Source organism: Lactobacillus fornicalis (assembly GCF_055362665.1).
Genome location: NZ_JBLTIM010000005.1, coordinates 95,560 through 116,010, shown reverse-complemented (window position 1 = coordinate 116,010; position 20,451 = coordinate 95,560). Strand labels below are relative to the sequence as shown.

The 20,451-nt window shown below is 35.7% G+C and carries 8 protein-coding genes and 1 pseudogene; 8 read left to right on the top strand and 1 reads right to left on the bottom strand.

The window, feature by feature from the left end; all coding sequences use genetic code 11:
* The first annotated feature begins 175 nt into the window (after positions 1 to 175).
* The 8 genes and pseudogenes from manA to ACNDLV_RS01575 all read left to right on the top strand — a co-directional run bounded on the left by manA (position 176) and on the right by ACNDLV_RS01575 (position 18,097).
* Positions 176 to 1,138, top strand: coding sequence for a mannose-6-phosphate isomerase, class I (gene manA / locus ACNDLV_RS01610; protein WP_006586496.1), 963 nt, complete (start codon positions 176 to 178; stop codon positions 1,136 to 1,138).
* A 13-nt stretch (positions 1,139 to 1,151) separates the two neighbouring features.
* Entirely contained in the window at positions 1,152 to 1,544 is a 393-nt protein-coding gene (locus ACNDLV_RS01605) for an SdpI family protein (RefSeq protein ID WP_006586497.1), read from the top strand.
* Complete coding sequence (locus ACNDLV_RS01600; protein ID WP_006586498.1) at positions 1,544 to 2,266, top strand: response regulator transcription factor; 723 nt, start codon at positions 1,544 to 1,546, stop codon at positions 2,264 to 2,266. The genes ACNDLV_RS01605 and ACNDLV_RS01600 overlap by 1 nt, the downstream gene beginning before the upstream one ends.
* Positions 2,263 to 3,738, top strand: coding sequence for an ATP-binding protein (locus tag ACNDLV_RS01595; protein WP_006587166.1), 1,476 nt, complete (start codon positions 2,263 to 2,265; stop codon positions 3,736 to 3,738). The genes ACNDLV_RS01600 and ACNDLV_RS01595 overlap by 4 nt, the downstream gene beginning before the upstream one ends.
* Before the next feature lie 501 nt (positions 3,739 to 4,239).
* Positions 4,240 to 13,065 carry a BspA family leucine-rich repeat surface protein gene (locus ACNDLV_RS01590; RefSeq protein WP_006587167.1) on the top strand — a complete coding sequence of 2,942 codons (8,826 nt, stop codon included), beginning with the start codon at positions 4,240 to 4,242 and terminating at the stop codon, positions 13,063 to 13,065.
* An 89-nt stretch (positions 13,066 to 13,154) separates the two neighbouring features.
* Positions 13,155 to 13,328 (top strand): annotated as a pseudogene (locus ACNDLV_RS01585) (hypothetical protein); the annotation flags it as partial.
* Between the two features lie 75 nt (positions 13,329 to 13,403).
* The gene (locus ACNDLV_RS01580; protein ID WP_498882919.1) at positions 13,404 to 16,646 is read left to right on the top strand and encodes a MiiA motif-containing surface protein; all 3,243 of its coding nucleotides are present in this window, start codon (positions 13,404 to 13,406) and stop codon (positions 16,644 to 16,646) included.
* Between the two features lie 185 nt (positions 16,647 to 16,831).
* Positions 16,832 to 18,097 carry a carboxylate--amine ligase gene (locus ACNDLV_RS01575; protein WP_006586507.1) on the top strand — a complete coding sequence of 422 codons (1,266 nt, stop codon included), beginning with the start codon at positions 16,832 to 16,834 and terminating at the stop codon, positions 18,095 to 18,097.
* Between the two features lie 51 nt (positions 18,098 to 18,148).
* Here ACNDLV_RS01575 and ACNDLV_RS01570 read toward each other — a convergent pair whose 3' ends face one another.
* A complete protein-coding gene (locus ACNDLV_RS01570; protein ID WP_006586508.1) occupies positions 18,149 to 20,347 on the bottom strand; it encodes an LTA synthase family protein in 2,199 nt (732 codons plus the stop codon).
* Positions 20,348 to 20,451: the final 104 nt, after the last annotated feature.

Genomic DNA, 20,451 nt, shown 5'->3' with positions numbered 1-20,451 from the left:
GAAACTTTGTGTAACTATAATTTTGTTAAAAGTTGATAAATTGGTATAATTTATTTAGCTGTAATATAAAAGTGATGAAAGCGATACCTGATTTTTTTGGGAAGCATAAAAATAAAATTTATTCACAGCTATTATCAATAAAAACTAGTTTAATTTGGAATAAAAGGTGAAAAGCATGGAAGCAATTTTTTTAGAACCATATTTTAGAACAAAACTTTGGGGTGGTAGAAAATTAGAAACCCTCTTTAATTATCAAATTCCAGATGGAAAAGTAGGAGAAGCTTGGATTATTTCAGGGTATCGTGATGATGCGTCACATGTTATTAATGGAAAATTTAAAGGGATGAGCTTGCGGGATTTGTATCAAAAACATCCTGAATTATTTGCTAATCCAGAAGAAAAGGAATTTCCACTATTAGTTAAGTACTTGGATGCTAATGATAACTTATCTGTTCAAGTACACCCTGATGATGAATATGCTGCAATTCATGAAAATGATTCAGGAAAAACTGAATCTTGGTATGTTTTACAAGCAGATCCAGGTTCTTACTTGATTTATGGGCATCATGCCAAGTCACGCCAGGAATTAGCAGATATGATTCATGAAGGACATTGGGATGACTTGCTTCGCAAAGTTCCAGTTAAAAAAGGTGACTTTTTCTACGTACCAGCTGGTACAATTCATGCTTTAACTAAGGGGATTGTTGTAATTGAAACTCAACAATCAAGTGATGTGACATATCGCTTATATGATTATGATCGAGTAGATCAAAAGACGGGACAAAAGCGGGAACTTCACACTCAAAAGTCAATTGATGTAACAACAGTTCCTCACAAGGATCCAAAACTAGATATCAAAAAAGAAAAAAGTGGGGATGCAATAATCACAACACTTTTGAATAAGCCTGTTTCTCCGCATTTTTATCTTGCTAAAATTGACCTTGATGGAAAAGTAAAATTCACAATGAATTGGCCATACCAACTATTTTCTGTCATTTCTGGTTCAGGAAAATTATGTTTGCCTGATAAAGAGTATGAGTTAAAACTTGGCGATAACTTTATCTTGCCAACTGGTAGTTATGATTTCACATTTTCTGGAAAGCTTAGTATGATTACTTCAGCACCTATAAAAAAATAAAGGATGAAGTAGTATGATCTATGTTGCTTGTGGTTTAATTATGATGATTGTCGGTTTGCTTTGGTTTTTAGTTCCGGCCAAGCGCCCAGATCGCTTATATGGCTATCTTTCATATTTAGCCCAAACTAATAAAGATAGCTTCCAATTTGCGCAAAAAATGGGAGCTAGGTATAATTTTCTTGTTGGTTTAGTGCAGTTTTTACTTGGACTAGCAATACATTTCTTAGGCGGAGATAAATATTTTTTAGTTTGGCTGTTAACTTTTGTGATTTTTATTATCATTCCTTTTGCACTAACTGAAAAAAGTCTACAAAAATTTTTGCAAAAGAGACATGAATTACCACATGATTATGTAAAGCCAGATGAAGTTAAACGCCAAAAAGTTAAAGGATTTAGGGATTTATAATGGAATTAAATATTTTAATGGTGGAAGATGATTCATCGGTTGCCGAAATGATGGAATTGTTCTTTAAAAAGGAACAATGGAACGTTGATATTGCCCGTGATGGTCTTGAAGCAGTGGATAAGTTTAAGGAGCGTCCAGATTATTATGATATGATTACGCTTGACTTAAATTTACCCAAAAAAGACGGTATTCAGGTTGCTAAGGAAGTTAGAGCTATTTCTGAAAGCGTTCCTATTATTATGCTTACAGCTCGCGATAGTGAGTCAGATCAAGTGTTAGGATTAGAAATCGGGGCTGATAATTACGTTACCAAGCCTTTTAGTCCTATTGCCTTAATTGCTAGAATTAAGGCATTACATCGGAGAGCTGCTTTAGAAAATAATGATGAGGATAGAAAAGCTAAGGGCGATTTCGATATTGTAACTAATACTTTGAAAATTTCTAAGATTCGTCGTGAAGTTTATTTCTTAGATAAACAAATCGATGGATTAACACCAAAGGAATTTGACTTACTTTATACAATGGCTCAAAAGCCTAAGCAAGTTTTTTCAAGAGATAAACTGCTTGAGCTAGTATGGGGCTATGAATATTATGGAGAAGAAAGAACTGTTGATGCACATATCAAAAAGTTGCGTCAAAAGTTAGAAGAAGTTGGGCCACAGATTATTCAAACCGTTTGGGGAGTCGGTTATAAATTTGATGACTCACAGGTGAACAAATGAAGTTAATTTATCAACACATGCTTGCTTTTTTGGCCATTATTTTGACCTCAACAGCAATTGTTGGTTTTTCCGTAATAAATTTTGCCTCTAATCAGGCGTATCAAAATACTTATCAGCGTCTTGAAGGTTATGCTAGTTCTTTAGGAGAATTGGCGACAGAACAAGGTCCTGATGGTTTAAATAATTCAAGTAGTAATGACTTAATAGATAGTCATTTTTTAACTAAATTACAAATAGTAATGCAGTCTGATGATTTACAGATTCGTGTATTTAATGGTAAAAATAAACAACTTTATCCTAAAATGGGACCGAAGGTTAAATTACCAAAAAATATTTGGAACACTTTAAAATCAGGCAATGAAGTTCGAATAAAGAATGATCATGATCAGAAGGAAACTTACTTTTCAAGTAAAGATGCCTATACTAGTGTGATTATCCCTTGGTTTAATGGCAGTAAGATGGTTGGTGCTGTATGGATTGGGGCACGTGTAAAAAATGTCGAACAACCAGTAAACTTGGCTAAGCGAAATTTAATTAGTGCATTTGTTGTTACACTAATTGTTAGTCTGATTTTGAGTTATTTGATTTCTTACTATAGCTTAGTTAAGATAAAGCGCTTATCCAAAGCAACTAAGAAGGTTGCTGCAGGAGATTTAAATGTACAAATTAATCATCAAGACCATGATGAAATAGATGATTTGGCTAGTGATTTTAACTCAATGGTTAAGGCTTTAAAGAAATCAGCTGAAGCAGTCAAGGCGCAAGAACGCAGACGTGATCAATTTATGGCTGATGCTGCTCATGAAATGAGAACGCCATTAACGACTATTAATGGTATTTTGGAAGGGTTAGAGTATGATGCAATTCCTGAAGATTCGAAACCGAAGTCTTATCAATTAATGCATCGTGAAACTAACCGCTTGATTAGACTAGTAAATGAAAATTTAGACTACGAAAAGATTAGAAATAATCAGATTAGTTTGATTAAGACAAACTTTGATGCAGCAGTACCATTGAATGATTTAAAGACTCAACTTAAAACTAATGCTGAAAAAGAAAATGATGTTATTAAGCTTGAGATTCCAGAAAAGTTACCAGTCTATGCAGATCATGATCGGTTTACCCACATTATGGTTAACCTAGTTCAAAATGCCATTAAATTTACCCAAAATGGTGTAATTACAGTTAGTGCTAAGCGATTAAAGCATGGGACAGAAATTTTTGTTAATGATACTGGTATTGGGATGAGTGAAGACCAAACTAAGTATATTTTTGAACGATTCTATAAAGCAGATCCCTCTAGAGCCAAACTAGGTGGAAAAGGTGAATCTGGTTTAGGATTAGCAATTGTTCTATCTTTAATTAAACAACATGGTGGTAAAATTTCAGTAGATTCTACACCAGGCGTTGGTTCGACTTTTTCAGTTACTTTCTTTGATAAAGGTTTTGAAGAATTTAGTAAAGAAGACTGATAAGAGAAGCTATAGTTACTTAAAGTGTTAATTTATAACCATTTATAATAGCACTTAAATAAAACAGGAGTTTTGATAAATAACTCCTGTTTTTATTTTGGGTAAATACCTTTACCAATTCTTAATAATTTTCACAAAGTATAAAATAAAACATTAAACTATTGTTTATAATAAACGAAAATCTCTTATTATTTTACTTTGTTGCATAAATAACACATTCTTATAAATTTTATGAAATTGATAAATTGCTTTAATAACTAATAGCTAAATAACAAGCTTTTCCATAGTAAATTAAATAACGATTTTTATTACAAATCGGGGGGGGTAACACCCCTGCTAAATTATTTTAACGTTTATCCTTTGACTAATGATACCGATTTCTTATACACTTTAGGCAAATTAGGATAAATAACTGATTTAAACCGATGTGCCAAGATGCATAACCGGTTTTATTTGAGTTATGTATATTTTAGTTGGAGATTTGTAACGGGGGAAATTGTTATGCTTTCTAAAAAAAATAGAAAACAATATGATTTAAAACATGCTAATGGTAGGCAGCACTTTTCTTTGCGTAAAACCACGCTAGGATTAGCATCTGTACTACTTTCTACAACTTTATATTTGGGGACCAATACAGCAATAACTCACGCAGCGGAAACTAATGGTCAAAGCTCAACAGAGAGTTCAACTTCAAGTTCGGCAACTAGTTCTCAAGCTGATTCAACAGCAAGTAGTTCAACTAGTTCTCAAGAAAGTTCTTCGAGTTCAACTTCTAATCAGACTTTAGTGTCACCTGCGAAAACTCAAGTAGCTGATGCTAACAACTTAACTGATAGTGAAAAAGCAGCTGTAATTTCAGCAATTAAAGCTGTTAATTCCGATGTAAAATCAGTGATTGTAGATAATGACGGTACTGCACATGTAACGTTAAGTGATGGTCAAACTGTTAAAACCTTGAATAGTAGTGAAACTATTGAAGTTGTGTCTAGTTCATCTACTAGTCAAAATGCCACAAGTTCAGCAAACAATGAAAGTAGCAACTCATCAACTACAAATAAGAGTACTAATGAGTTGACTAGCGAAAATGTGGCTCAAGAAGATCGAGCAAGTAATGATGCAGTTCCAGCAACTAATTCAAATACAACTAATCAAACAAACATTGATATCAACAATGTAGATGCTAAGAAATTTAATTGGTATACCACAACTGATAAGACAGGTATTGTTATTACCAAATATATGGGTAATGACTCAACTGTTGTCATTCCGAATGCCTATGACTTTAAAGTGGCAGGTAAGTTAAATGCGGCAACTCGTGTATCAATTACATGGGATGCAATTCGTCAAATTGCTAACAACCATAATACTCATACTATTGTCTTTTCAAGAAATACTGATGGTTCAAGTTTAGGCAAGATTGCTTTAACAATCGGTGATTATAAAAAATTAAGTGCTGATACAGTTGCTAAGGAATTGACTTACGATACATCCAAGGGAATATGGGTTGGAGCATTTTCACCATATAGTGTTGTTAAAAAGTCAAATGGTCAGATTGCTATTCAGATGGATACTAGCAAAACTAATACGTGGGTAACAGCAATTGATGCATCAAGTCTTGACACGACTGGCTTAACTGATACGACATTTATGTTTTCTGGCTTAACCAATCTAAAAACTTTAAATGTTAGTACCTGGAATACTTCGCAAGTCAAAGATATGACTGCCATGTTTTATGGTAATGAAAGCCTTACTAATCTTGATGTTTCCAGTTGGAATACTGGTAATGTAACCAAAATGGCAGGGATGTTCCAAAATGATTTTGCTCTTAAATCACTTGATGTATCAGGATGGAATACTAGTAATGTAACGAGTATTCAAAATATGTTTAGAGGAACCTTATCTTTAAGCGGTCTTGATGTATCCAAATGGAATACTTCAAATGTTACGGATATGTCTGGCACTTTCTGGGATGCTCCTGGAATTTATCACTTAGTAGATACTGGTAGAACCGGCTCTCAGACTAGTAAAAATCTGATGTATACAACTGGTGATAATTTTAAAAATTGGAATGTTTCAAAAGTAACTAATTTCCAATATATGTTTGGTTTGTCTAACTCATCACCATTTGTTCAACAAAATACCGGTAATAAGCAAGTATTAACCTACATGGACTTGACTAATTGGCAATTAGCAAATGGTGTAGATCGAAGCTATATGTTCCAATATGATGGTAATACGGGCTATAATTCTACTTTAGGATTGGTTTTGAAAACATCAGCTAATAGTTTATTAGGTATGGACTATGCTTCAATGAATCGTTCCAATAGAATTTATTATTCTGTTGTTAAAGATTCTAAGTCATATGATAATGAAGCAAGTTTTACCAAATATGTTGATTACACACCAAATGTTGCTTATGGTGGTGGAGGTAATTTAGTCAACAATATTACTAAGATGTTGCAAACTGTAACTGGTTATTCTAATGCAATTGTTAATAATGAGCTTGATCCTAAAGATGGGACAACTTCAAACAGCTTAGTTAAGGCGGGATTGACTCAAGATAGTAATTACACTTCTGATGAAGACTATATTCAACAAATGTTAATGGCTGATAAGGAAGTTATTACTAATGTAGACTTCTCTAAGTTAAAAGCTGCAGTTGATGATCAGGAAGCTACTCATGAATCAGATGCATACAAGAAAGCTAGCGCTGAAAAGCAAAAAGCATACGATGATGCTGTAGAGGCCGGTAAATCAGTTTTAAGTAATGATTTGGCATATCAAACGGATGTAGATGATGCAACTGCAAAAATTATTAACACTAAAGCATTACTGTCTCAAAATGTAGATAAATCAGCTTTACAAAAAGCTGTTGATACATACCCAGGCTTAACAAAAACTGCATATGACTCTTCAAGCAAAGATGTTCAAGCAGTATTTGATAAAGCATTACAAAATGGTAAGGATATTTTAGCTGATCCTAATGCAACTCAACAACAAGTCGATGATGCTAAAGGTGCTTTAGATAATGCAGCTCTAAACATGCCATCTGACGCACTTATCACTAACAAAGATGCAGGAAGTGCTGAAGGAGTGTACGGATCCAAGCAATCTAATTTAAGTGATAACGATTACTATGTTGTTTCTATCCCTGTAAACATTGTTACTGCAGATGGTAAGCCATATACATTCTCATCAAGTGATACTACTGGATTTGCTGTCAGAGGTACAACGAAATTGGGTAGTGGTACGGTCATTGCTGGTAAATCCTTAAGTGGAGTAACAATTCCAAGTAGTGGATTGAAGTTTAACTTCTTTGCATATACTGCTAAGGGAACAAATGACCAAGCATATGCATTACAAAACGATAATGTAACTGTAAATAATGACTCAACTGGAACGAGTGGCTTTTTAGCTGTAACTTCATTTAGTACCCAATATGGTAATACTAAATATGTCACTATTACAGTTTACAAACGTCCTAATGCAGTATCTACTGATATTCAAAAAGATACCAATATTTCTGACGCTGCAGCTTTTGCTAAGAAATATGTAAGTAACTATGATGAAGTAAGTAGTTCAGTAACTAAGTGGTCTTGGTATAATTCAGCACCATCAACCGGTACTGTTGGTAAGCAACAAGGTAATTTAGTAGCAACTGTAAATGGTAGTGCAAATTCTTGGACAACAGGCACTTCTGACATTTCTGTACCAGTAACTTTAAATGTAATTACTATTTCAAAAGATGCTTTGCAAAAGGCCGTTGATGCTCAACCTACAACTCAAGGTACCGCAGCCTACTACAATGCTGACAGTACTAAGCAAAATGCGTATGATGAAGCAATTACTGCAGGTAAGGCAGTTTTGGCAGATCCTAATGCAACTCAACAGCAAGTTGATGATGCAACTAAGGCTATTGAAACTGCTAAGGGCAATTTAGATGGCAAAGAAACTAATAAAGCTGATTTACAAACTTCAATTGCTAATGCTAATACAGCAAAAAGTAATGGCACTTATGACCAATCAAGTTCTGATAAGAAGTCAGCATTAGATCAAGCTTTAGCAGATGCTGAAACAGTTAATAACAAGCAAAATGCTACTCAATCTGAAGTGGATCAAGCAAAGGCAGCGTTAGACCAAGCTATTGCAAATCTCGATGGCTTGACTAATGCTAAAACTAATGCCAACACTGCAATTGACAACATGCAAAACTTGAATGATGCACAAAAGACAGCTGCTAAAAATGCAGTTTCTGTTGCTCAAACTGTTGCCGACGTTACTACTGCACAAAATAATGCTCAAACAACTGACAATAACATGAAGTCATTGAGTGACGACGACAATTTAAACGTTGACACTACCAAGGATCCATACTTAAATGCTGATTCAGATTTGAAGACTGCATATGATAATGCCAAGAAGGCTGCAGATGCAATTTTAGTTAAATCAACTGGTCAAAGCGTTGGTGCAAGTGAAGATCCTAAGCATGTTCAAGATATTAAGGATGCATTAGATAATGCGGCTAGTGCACTAAACGGTGCTAAGAAACTTAGTGATGCTAAAAACAATGCAGCAACTGATTTGTCAGGTTTGACTAAGCTTAATGATGCTCAAAGAAAGACTGCTCAAGATGCAGTTGATAATGCTAAAACAGTTGCTGATGTAACTGCTGCTGTTAACGCTGCTAAGAATACCAACACTAACATGGGTGACTTAGCAGATGATAAAAACTATGCTAATGCCGATAGCATCAAGCAAAGCAGCAACTACAAGAATGCTGATTCTGATAAGCAAAAAGCATACAATGATGCAGTACAAGCAGCTCAAGATTTACTTGATAAGTCAAAAGGTACTTCAACGGGGAATGTAACTACTGACCCAGATGCAGTTAAAACAGCTAAGCAAAAAGTTGATGATGCATATGCAGCACTCAATGGCGACAATAACTTAACAGCTGCTAAAAATAATGCCAAAGCAGCAATTGGCGACTTACAAAATATTAACAATGCACAAAAAGCTTCAGCAATTAGTGCAGTAGAAAATGCTCAGTCTATTGATGATGTAACAATTGCAGAGACTAATGCCAAATCAACTGATGACAATATGAAGTCATTGCATGACGATACTAACCTAAACTTAGATACTACAGCAGATCCATACTTAAATGCTGATCAAACATTGAAGGATGCTTATGATGCAGCTAAGAAAGCAGCTGATGATGTATTAGCTAAGTCAACTGGTGAAAGTGTTGGTGCAAGTGCTGATTCTGCTCACGTTGCAACTCTTAAGAAGAACCTTGATGATGCAGCTAGTGCTTTAAACGGCACTACTAAGCTTAGTGAAGCAAAGACTAATGCAGCTACTGATTTATCAGGCTTGACTAATTTAAACAACGCTCAAATGCAAACTGCTAAGAAAGCTGTCGCAAATGCTAAAACAGTTGCTGATGTAACAGCTGCTGTTAATGCTGCTAAGAATACCAACACTAATATGGGGACTTTGGCAGCTGATGAAAATTACACTAAGGCTGACCAAATCAAGGCTTCACTTAAGTACACTAATGCAGATGAAGATAAGCAAAAAGCATACACTGATGCTCTTGATAAAGTGAAGACATTGCTTGATAAAGAAAATGGCTCAAGCACAGGTGTTGTAACTACTGATGCCCAAGCAGTTCAAGAAGCTCAAACAGAACTTGATAATGCGGCTAAAGCTTTGAATGGTCAAACTAAGTTTGATGCTGATAAGCAAAAAGCATTAGATGACTTTGATGCAAACTATCCAAACTTGAACAATGCTCAAAAAGCTACTGCTCAAAAGCGGATTAGTGACGCAACTAGTCCAGCTGAATTGACTACCGCTCAAAGCACTAATAGTGATTTGAACGATAAGATGGGGCAATTAAAGACTGTTGCTGCTACAGTTTCTGATACTAAGGCAACTGATAATTACAACTACGCTGACCCAGCATTGAAGAGTGTATATGACACTACTAGTGATAAGGTAAGTGCAACTGTTGCTCCAACTGGGGATGATTTAAATAGTGATCAAGTTACTGCTTTAATTAATCAAGAAGCCACTGATAAAGCTGCCTTGAATGGTGAAGAAAGATTGAAGGCTAAAGCAGCTCTTCAAACTGCTCATGACACTGGTCTAGCAGGCAAGACTACTGACCCCAAGTACTACAATGCTACCCAAACTCCAAAAGCTAACTACGATAAGGCTTTAACTGATGCAGAAAGTACTTTAGCAAGTGAAAATGCTACTTTAGCCGATTACCAAGCAGCTAAAAAGGCAATTGATGATGCGTATGGCAAGCTTGATGGACAAGCAACTAACAAGCAAGAGCTTCAAAGTCGCGTAAGCGATGCAGATAATGTTCGTCAAAGTGATGACTACAAGAACGCAAGTGATGATGCACGTAAGACTTACGAAGATGCAATCAAGGCTGGCCAAGATGTTTTGAATAATGCCAATGCTACTCAAGTAGAAGTTAATACTGCAAGAGATAACATTGACAAGGCAAAGCAAGCTTTAACTACTTCTGCCAATGCCGCTCAAAGCAAAGTTAATAGTAATGTCAAGGCTACTCCAGTAGGTGATAAGACTAACTTAACTAGCGAAGAACAAGATTCTATTAAGAAAGCTGTAGAAGATGCCAACAAGGATAATGATGTTAAGAGTGTAACTGTTGATCCTAAGAGTGGAGAAGTAACTGTCGAATTTAACGATGGTTCAAAGGCGACAATTCCAGCTTCAAAGACCACAACAGATACTAATAAGACTCGTTTGAAGAATGACTTAGATGATTCTAAGACAGATGCAACTAAGGCAATTCACGATAAGGCATCAACTGCTACTAAAGAAGCTTACGATAAAGCAGTTAGTGCTGGACAAACAGTCTTTGATAATGATAAGGCTAGTCAAAAGGCGATTGATGATGCAGCTGACGCAATTGAAAATGCCAAGAAGGCAATGGAAGATTCCGCAAATGCTGCCCAAAGTAAGGTAAATACCAATATTGATAAGACTGCTGTTGGTAATAAGGATGCTTTAACAAGTGATGAACAAGCAGCTGTCAAGAAGGCAGTTGAAAAGGGTAACCCTGACACTACAGTTTCTGTAGACGATAAGGGAACTGCTACTGTAACCTTTAACGACGGTTCCAATGCTACAATTGCACCTGAATATACATTGAAGGGTACTGACAAGAGTAGCTTGGTTAAGGAATTGAACAATGAAAGTGCAGTTAAGAATACCCAAACTGTCACATTGCAAGATTCTGAAGACAAGACTCCAATTCAAATTTACCAACGTGCTAGTGATGAAGCTAGAAAAGTATATGATGATGCAATTGCCAAGGGTAAAGAAGTTAACCAAAATACTACAGCTACTCAAGAACAAATTGATGCTGCAACTAAGGCAATTCAAGATGCAGTTAAAGGATTAGTTTTAAGTTCAACTAATGCAAGACTTAACTTTGACTTCAGCTTTGACAAGACGCCAGTTGTTGATCCAAGCAATGTAAGTGAAGCAGAAAAGCAAGCTATCTTAGATAAGATTGCAGCTAAGAACGATAACATTGACAAGTCTAAGAGCACAGTTAACGCAGATGGAAGTGCAACTATTGTCTTGATAGATGGATCAAGTGTTACTTTGACTCCTGATCAAACAATCAAGGACGTTAACAAGGATGAATTACGTCAAGATATCGCTACTGCTGATAAGTTGCAGGCTGATACTACTAACTACCAAAAGGCTAGTGATGAAGCTCGTTCTAACTTTGAAAAAGCATTAGCTGACGCAAAAGAAAAAGAAGCAGGTAAGTTCTCACAAGCTGATGTTGATACTTCAGATGCCAACTTGAAGAAGGCAATTAGCGCTCTTCAAACAAGCATTAATTCAGCATCTGCTAATAACCCTAGTGTTAAGACCCCTGTTGGCCGCGGCCGTGATATAAATGATGATGAAAAGAATGAAATTGAAAAGGCGGTTAACGACGCTAACCCTGGCAATAAGGGAGTTGAAGTAAACAGCGATGGTAGTGCCACAGTAACTTTGGCTAATGGTGGAAAAGTAACTATTCCAGCAAGTGCAACTACGCAAGACACTAACAAGACTGTTTTGAAGACAGCACTCGATAACGGTAATGCGGCAATTAAGGGTAGTGACTTTACTAACGCTTCAACAACTGCACAAGAAGAATTGAAGAAGGCAGTACAAGATGGTCAAAGTGTCTTTGATAATGCGGGTTCAAGCCAAAAGCAAATTGATGATGCAGCAAGTGCAATCAACACAGCTCTTGATAAAGTAACTAAGTCAATTAATGCTGCCAAAGGTAAGGTAATTACTGACATTACTAAGACTCCTGTTGGTGATAAGACGAACTTGACTGACGATGAAAAGAGTCAAGTCCAAAGTAATGTTAAGAGTGCAATTGATGCTAAGAACCCTGGCGAAAATGTAACAGTTGATGTAAACAATGATGGTAGCGCAACAGTTACATTTAAGGATGGTTCAAAGGCTACTGTTTCGGCATCAGAAACAGTTACTGATACTGATAAGAGCAAACTTAAATCAGCAATTGATGAAGCTCCAACGGTTGAAGGTGGAAGTGACTTTACTAACGCTTCAACTGAAACTCAAAACAACTACAAGCAAGCGGTAGAAGCAGGTCGAAAAGTATTTGACAACCCAACTTCAACTCAAAAGGCAATTGATGATGCAACAGAAGCAATTAACAATGCCAAAGCAGCTTTAGCAGATTCTGCCAAGAGTGCGGCTGACAAGCTTGATGTTACTGTTGAAAAGACTCAAGTTGGTAATAAGTCTGCTTTAACTAATACTGAAAAGCAATCAGTTAAGGACAATGTTACTGACGCAATCAAGGCCAAGACTCCTGATGCAGAATTTACTGTTTCAGTCGATGACACTGGTAACGCAACTGTAACTTTCAAGGATGGATCAAAGGGTGTAATTGGCTCAGACAAGACAGTGACTGACGTTGACAAGAGCGGCTTGCAAAACGATGTCAACGAAAAGCCTTCTGTTGAAAAGACATCAGCATACTACAACGCAAGTGACGATGCTCAAAAGGCATATAATGACGCAATTGCTGATGGTCAAGCAGTTCTTGATAATCCAACAGCAACCAAGGATGAAGTTGATGCTGCAAGAGCAAATATTGCCAATGCTAAGCAAGCCTTAACTGGTCAAAAGACTGATAAGACAGACCTTGAAAGTTCAATTGATTTAGCTAATGGATTCAAGGATGCTGGTGACACTTACAATAATGCAAGTGATGAAAGGCATTTGATAAGGCATTAACTGAAGCTAACAAGCAAGATCAAGATCCAAATGCTACTCAAGCTGATGTTAATAAAGCTCAACAAGCCCTTAATGCTGCTTTAAGCGCAATTAGTGGAGATAACGATGCAAGTAAAGCTCATAATCCAGCTAAGACTCCAGTTCCAGCAGCTCATAAGAATGCTTTAACTTCTGAAGAAGAAGCTGCAATTGAACAAGCAATTAGGGAGGCAAATGATGGCCAAGTTAAGTCTGTTACTGTTGATCCTTTAACAGCTGAAGCAAATGTCATCTTCAACGATGGTTCTAAGAAGACTTACACTGCTAATGAAACTATCAAGGATGTCGACAAGTCTGAATTGCAAACTCAAAAAGATTTAGCTGATAGTGCAAAAGACACTTCATCATACTTCAATGCAAGCGATGATAAGAAGACTGCTTTTGATAAGGCATTAGCAGATGCCGAAGCAATCTTAACTGGCAATAAGAAGGACACCGCTAGTCAAACTGACGTTGATAATGCTAAGTCTGCTCTTGAACAAGCGATTTCTAATCTTGATGGTAAAGCAACTAATAAGAAACCACTTGAAGAATCGATTGCTCTTGCAAAGGATTTGCAAAACACAGATGTTTACAATAATGCAAGTGATGCACAACGTGAAGCTTTGAGTGAAGCATTATCTGAAGCTGAAGGACAAGATGCTGATCCAAGTGCAACTCAAACTAATGTTGATGCAGCTAAAGCTAAGCTTGATCAAGCTTTTGAGGCCTTTAGTGGTAAAACAGATGCTTCTAATGTTAAGATGCCAGCTAAGACTCCAGTTCCAGCAGCTCACAAGACAGCTTTGATTGATGATGAAATTAGTGCTGTTAAGAGTGCAATTACTTCTGCTAACTCAAATGTTAAGATTGTTGATGTTGATACAGAGGGTAATGCTACAATTCTCTTCAATGATGGTTCAAAGGCGAGCCTTGACGCTTCTGACACTGTTACTGATGTTGATAAGACTGCTTTACAAACCTCTGATGAAGCAGCACAAGGACTTAAGAATTCTTCAAGTTACTTCAATGCTAGTGCTGACAAGAAGCAAGCCTTTAATGATGCCTTAGCTAAGGCTGATTCAATCTTAAATGGCCAAGAAAAAGACACCGCAACTCAAGCTGAAATTGACGATGCAACTCAAAAACTTAATGATGCTGCTCGTGCATTAGATGGCAAGGCTACTGATAAGTCTGAGCTTGAAGGTTCAATTACTGTAGCTGATGCAATTAAGGACTTAGATACTTACCAAATGGCAAGTGATAAGCAAAAATCAGACTTAGAGACTGCATTAAAGAATGCTAAGGATATTGATGCAGATGAAAATGCTAGTCAAGAGTCAGTTGATAATGCTAAAAAGGCTTTAGATGCTGCACTTGATGCAATTAACAATAGTCAGGCTCGTGATACTAAGGCTCCTGAAACTAAGACTGAAATTCATAATCCAGACAGCTTTAGCAAAGATGAACAACAAGCAATTAAAGCTCAAGTCCAAAAAGATAATCCATCTGCAACTGATATTAATGTAGATGATCAAGGAAATGCCACAGTAACATACGGAGATGGGTCACATACTGTTATCAAAGGTGAAGAAAATGTTAAAGACACTGCAATGGTTGATCCACTAACTAATACTGGGGATGCAGACGCAGAACTTAATAGCTTTAGCAAGACTCCGGTCCAAGATCCAGATAAATTAACAGACAATGAAAAGCAACAAGTGGTTTCAAACATCAAGAATGCAAATAGTGATAAACACATTGCAAGTGTTGATGTTAAGGATAATGGTAGAACAATCATTACCTTTGAAGATGGAACTCAAAAAGAATTGGATAGAAGTGAAACCATCACTTATCCAGACCATACATCAGGTGAAGCTTTAACCTTTGATGATGCTCAAGCAGACCAAAGTTTGAACAACTTCGATAAAGTTCCAGTTAATGACCCAGATAACTTAACAGACAGCGAAAAGACTCAAGTAGCTGAAAACATCAAGAAATCAAATAGCGATAAGCACATTGCAAACGTAGAAGTTAAGGATAACGGTCGGACAATTGTGACATTTGAAGATGGCACACAAAAGGAATTGGATAGAAGTGAAACCATCACTTATTCAGACCACACTTCAGGTGAAGCTTTGACATTTAATGATGCTCAAGCAGACCAAAGTTTGAACAACTTCGATAAAGTTCCAGTTAATGACCCAGATAACTTAACAGACAGCGAAAAGACTCAAGTAGCTGAAAACATCAAGAATGCAAATAGCGATAAGCACATTTCTGATGTAGAAGTTAAGGATAACGGTCGGACAATTGTGACATTTGAAGATGGAACACAAAAGGAATTGGATAGAAGTGAAACCATCACTTATCCAGACCACACTTCAGGTGAAGCTTTGACATTTAATGATGCTCAAGCAGACCAAAGTTTGAACAACTTCGATAAAGTTTCAGTCAGTGATCCAGATAACTTAACAGACAGTGAAAAGAACCAAGTAGCTGAAAACATCAGGAAGGCAAATAGCGACAAGCACATTTCTGATGTAGAAGTTAAGGACAATGGTCAAACAATTGTGACCTTCGAAGATGGAACACAAAAGGAATTGGATAGAAGTGAAACCATCACCTACCCAGACCACACTTCAGGTGAAGCCTTAACCTTTGATGATGCTCAAGCAGACCAAAGTTTAAATGCATTCGACAAAGTAAAAGTTCAAGACCCAGATAAGTTAACAGATAGCGAAAAGAACCAAGTAGCTGAAAATATCAAGAATGCTAATAGCGACAAGCATATTGCCGATGTAGAAGTTAAGGATAATGGTCGAACAATTGTGACATTCGAAGATGGAACTCAAAAGGAATTAGATAGAAGTGAAACAATCACGTATCCAGACCATACTTCAGGAGAAGCTTTAAGATTCGATGATACCCAAGCAGAACAAAGTTTAAATGTATTTGACAAGGTAGAAGTTTCGGACCCAGATAAGTTAACAGACTGCGAAAAGAATCAAGTAGCTGAAAATATCAAGAAATCAAATAGCGATAAGCACATTTCTGATGTCGAAGTTAAGGATAATGGTAGAACAATCATTACCTTTGAAGATGGAACACAAAAGGAACTCATACCTGCCCAAACTATTGTTGAAAAGCCTACTGAAACTCCAGTTACTTCTGCTTCAGTTAATAAAGATAATTTGAAGAAAGAAATGGCTAAGAAAGATCAAATTCACACTTCAGTAGCTTATACAAATGGTAGTGCTGTCAACAAGAAGGCATACGATGAAACATTAGCTAAAGCAGAAGCAGTTTTAGCTGATAAAAATGCTACTCAAGCTGATGTTGATGCAGCACTTGCTAAATTGAATGCAGCGCTTCAAAAGCTTGATGGAAAAGAATCTCCTGCAAAACCAACTGTTAAGAAAAACACAGTAAAGCTCGGCACTAATGCTGATCGTTTACCACAAACTGGTTCTCATGAATCTGTTGCAAGTGAAGTAGGTTTAGGAATTCTTGCATTAGGCCTAGCAGCATTAGGTTTAGTTAAGAAGCGTAAGGAAGATTAATTTCTTTCACACTTTTAATTAAAATCCTCAGTTTTGGTTATTTCTCCAAACTGGGGATTTTTGTTACATAAATATTCTTTAAAAACGCTGTTCAACTGTTCACATATACATTGCACTGTTTTAAAATAATTAGGTATGTTATTACCTATTTGGTGATAATTTTGACAAAAGGAAGTATTTAGATAATGACAAAGAAATTTACGCCAATTTTACTTGGTAGTGATATTAATGTATACGGAATGGCTCGCTCATTTCATGAAGCCTATGGAATTAAAGTTGAAGCTTGGGCAGGTAGTCCATTAGCTGCTACCAAGTATTCTAAGATTGTCGATGTTAAAATATATCCCGGTTTTAGTGAAGATCCTGAATTCATGAATGTCATGAAGAAGAAAATTGAAGAATATAAAAATCATGAAGAACCGGTTATTTTAATTGCTTGTGGTGATGGGTATGCTGAACTTTTGGCCAAGCATAAGGCTGAACTTTCAGAAGCTTTCATTGTACCTTATATTGAATATGACCTTTTGAAGAAGTTGATTTCTAAGGAAGGCTTTTATGAATATGCTGAAAAATATGGGCTTCCTTATCCAGGTACCAAGATTATTACAATGGATGAATATAAGGCTGGTAATTATTTGACAATTCCATTTAATTATCCTGTTGAATTGAAGCCTGAAGATCCAGTTTCCTGGCTTGATTGCCAATTTGAAGGTCGTAAGAAGACTTTTACTTTGAAATCAGAAGCAGAATTAAAGGACATTGTGACTAAGATTTATACTCATGGCTACAAAGCAGATTTGATTTTGCAAGATTTTATTCCCGGTGATGACTCACATATGCGTGTTCTTAATGCATATGTTGATAAGAATCATAAAGTAAAAATGATGTGTTTGGGACATCCTTTACTTGAGGATCCAACTCCTCAATCTATTGGTAACTATATGGCGATTTTGCCAGAATTTAATCAAGATTTATATGATCAAGTGCAAAGCTTCCTTGAGAAGATTAATTACACTGGTATGGCTAATTTTGATATTAAATATGATGAACGTGATGGTAAGTTTAAATTCTTTGAAATAAACTTGCGTCAAGGCCGTTCAAGTTTTTATGTAACTATGAATAATTGCAATTTAGCTAGATGGTATATTGATGATTATGTTGAAGATGACTTAGCTAATCGTGAAACTGTTTATGCAAATAAGAACAACAATGACCACGTATTATGGTTAGGTGTTCCTAAGAAGATTTTTACAGAATATGCAGTTGATAATGAAGCTAAGCATGAGGCAACTAGTTTGATTGAAGCTGGTAAATATGGCACTACAGTATTTTATGAACATGATCGTTCATTTATGAGAATGCTGTTGATGAAGTATATGTTCCATAACTATATTGGTCGTTTCAAAAAGTATTTTGAAGTTAATAAGGGACAATATTTTGAGAAAAAATAGTTTATAACTAAAAAGTGGTCAAGTACGTTTAATGTACTTGACCACTTTTATTTATTTACTACTTGAAGAAGACTGATTACTGGAACTTGTTGAGCTTGAACTACTTGAACTAGCAGAACCAGAAATACTTTCTGGGACAGTAGTAATCTCAGTGGTGCGTCCTTTAAGTTCTGGCGCATCAGTTTGATAGAGATTAGTTGTTGTTCCTTTGTGCTGACTATATAGTGAAGTAGAAGCTTTCCCTAATTGCTCTCTTAACTTAATCATTTGTTGAAATTCAGTTATGTAATTAAATTGTGTTGGAGTGACTGGGATAAAGCCTTTTGGAGTGTAAAAACGAAGCAAATCTCGATTATTCAAGGTATCGGAATAATGTAAACTTTCACTTTCGTATTTTACTAATTTTCGTAATTCTTTCTTTTGTGTATTAGTAAATGTTTTGATTAATTTACCTGTTTTTGTATCATAGACATTACCACTTGTTGCCTTACCATTAATAATTGTATATTTTGGAGTGACAATTGTTCCATTTCGAAAAACGACAATTTGTTTATGCTCTTTGCTTAACATATCTGTACCAAACTGAATATAGTCTTTGGTATTTACGCCAAGCAAGTGAAGAATTGTAGGTAAAACATCAATCTCACCTGCATATTCTTTCTTTATCCCGCCTTTTAAGCCATCCATATGAATCATAAATGGAACTGTTTGGAATTGAGCTGTATCATAGCTTGTCCAATCACTTGTTTTACCTAAGACGCTAGAAATAGCATTATAGTCAGAACTAGATAAGCCATAGTGATCGCCGTAGATGACAATCATTGAGTTTTTATAAAGACCGGATTTCTTTAAATAATCAAAAAATTCTTTTAATGCAGAATCAAGATAGTGAGCAGTTAAGAAATAGCCATTAACAGTTGCATCACTGGTATTTGTTGTCTTAAAGTCTGGGTCTTTATCTTCATCATCTAAATCAAACGGAATATGATTAGTTACAGTAATGAACTTAGTGTAGAATGGCTGCTGCATCTGTTCTAAGTACTTAATACTTTCTGCAAATAAAAGTTTATCCTTGATACCATAACCACTTGAGTCTTCTTTATTGCTGGAATAGTAATTTTTGTAGAAGAAATAATTATAGCCCATATTTTTGTATACATCATTTCTATTCCAGAAAGTAGCAATATTTCCATGGAAAACAGCAGACGTATATCCAGATTGCCTTAAAATCTGTGGAGCAGCTTGGAAGGTGTTATTAGATCCTAGGCTAGTAAATAACGATCCATCAGAAATCCCGTAAGTTCCAGTTTCAAGCATGTTTTCAGCATCACTTGTCCGCCCTAAACCAACTTGATTGTAAAAATTCTCATATGAAAGAGTATTTTTATCTTTATAAAGTGAATTTAAGAATGGCGTTACTTCTTTACCATTAACTTTCAGATTAATTAAAAACTGCTGAAAGCTTTCAAGGTGAATAATAATAACATTTTTACCCTTTGCCTTACCAAAATATTGAATATTAGGGCTGGCATAATTTTTCTTAGTAAAGGCTAAAATCTTATTTAATTCTTCTGCATTAGCTGTTTTGGAATTAGTACCAGATTGTAAAGATTTAACAGCATCATAAGCGGTATAACTAGTGATGCCCAAATATTTTACGACATATACCCGGTCGAATGTATTTCTCAAAAGACGAGGGCGACTAGTTTCTGATAAGAAGAAGTTAAGTCCTAATAAAAAGCAGGCAAAACTAGTAACTGCAAAAGAGTTAGAAAAACTATATTTCTTTTGATCAATTTTGATGATTTTGAAAATTAATAACAGAATAATAATTATCAAGTCTAACCAAATAAAAATATCATCAAAATGAAGCAAAGAAACGGCGCTCTTTCCAAGTCCTTGAGAAACTTTGCTAGTATTGGCAATTGTCTTGATTGTCAAAAAGTCAGTAAACTGTCGATAGTAGATAATATTGGCAAAAAGCAAAGCCGTATTAATAAAGTCGATTACTAACATTGTTATGTAGGAAGCAAGAGGCTTTTTAATGTATAAAGCTAAGCTTAACAATAATATGCTAGTGGCGATTGGACTGGTCCACATTATAAAATGCTGGTAAGGGTCACTTAACCCTAAGTTGAAGTCAACATAGCCAGCGAAGATGTATTTAATTGTATATAGGATTGTTAGAAGGGCTAAAAAGCCAGTTCTTTTTTGAATCCAGGTGAAATTAAACTCTTGAATTTTTCTCACGATAGATACTCCTTAATAGGTAATATTTTAAAGGTTTCCGCATGATTCGACAATCTTTTGTAACTTTCTTAATAATTAGACAGAGTGTTTATATGTATAATGGT

Bases quoted from the DNA above. Each gene is read 5' to 3' on its own strand.
- manA (WP_006586496.1), top strand. From the start codon at position 176: ATGGAAGCAATTTTTTTAGAACCATATTTTAGAACAAAACTTTGGGGT.
- ACNDLV_RS01600 (WP_006586498.1), top strand. From the start codon at position 1,544: ATGGAATTAAATATTTTAATGGTGGAAGATGATTCATCGGTTGCCGAA.
- ACNDLV_RS01595 (WP_006587166.1), top strand. From the start codon at position 2,263: ATGAAGTTAATTTATCAACACATGCTTGCTTTTTTGGCCATTATTTTG.
- ACNDLV_RS01605 (WP_006586497.1), top strand. From the start codon at position 1,152: ATGATCTATGTTGCTTGTGGTTTAATTATGATGATTGTCGGTTTGCTT.
- ACNDLV_RS01590 (WP_006587167.1), top strand. From the start codon at position 4,240: ATGCTTTCTAAAAAAAATAGAAAACAATATGATTTAAAACATGCTAAT.
- ACNDLV_RS01575 (WP_006586507.1), top strand. From the start codon at position 16,832: ATGACAAAGAAATTTACGCCAATTTTACTTGGTAGTGATATTAATGTA.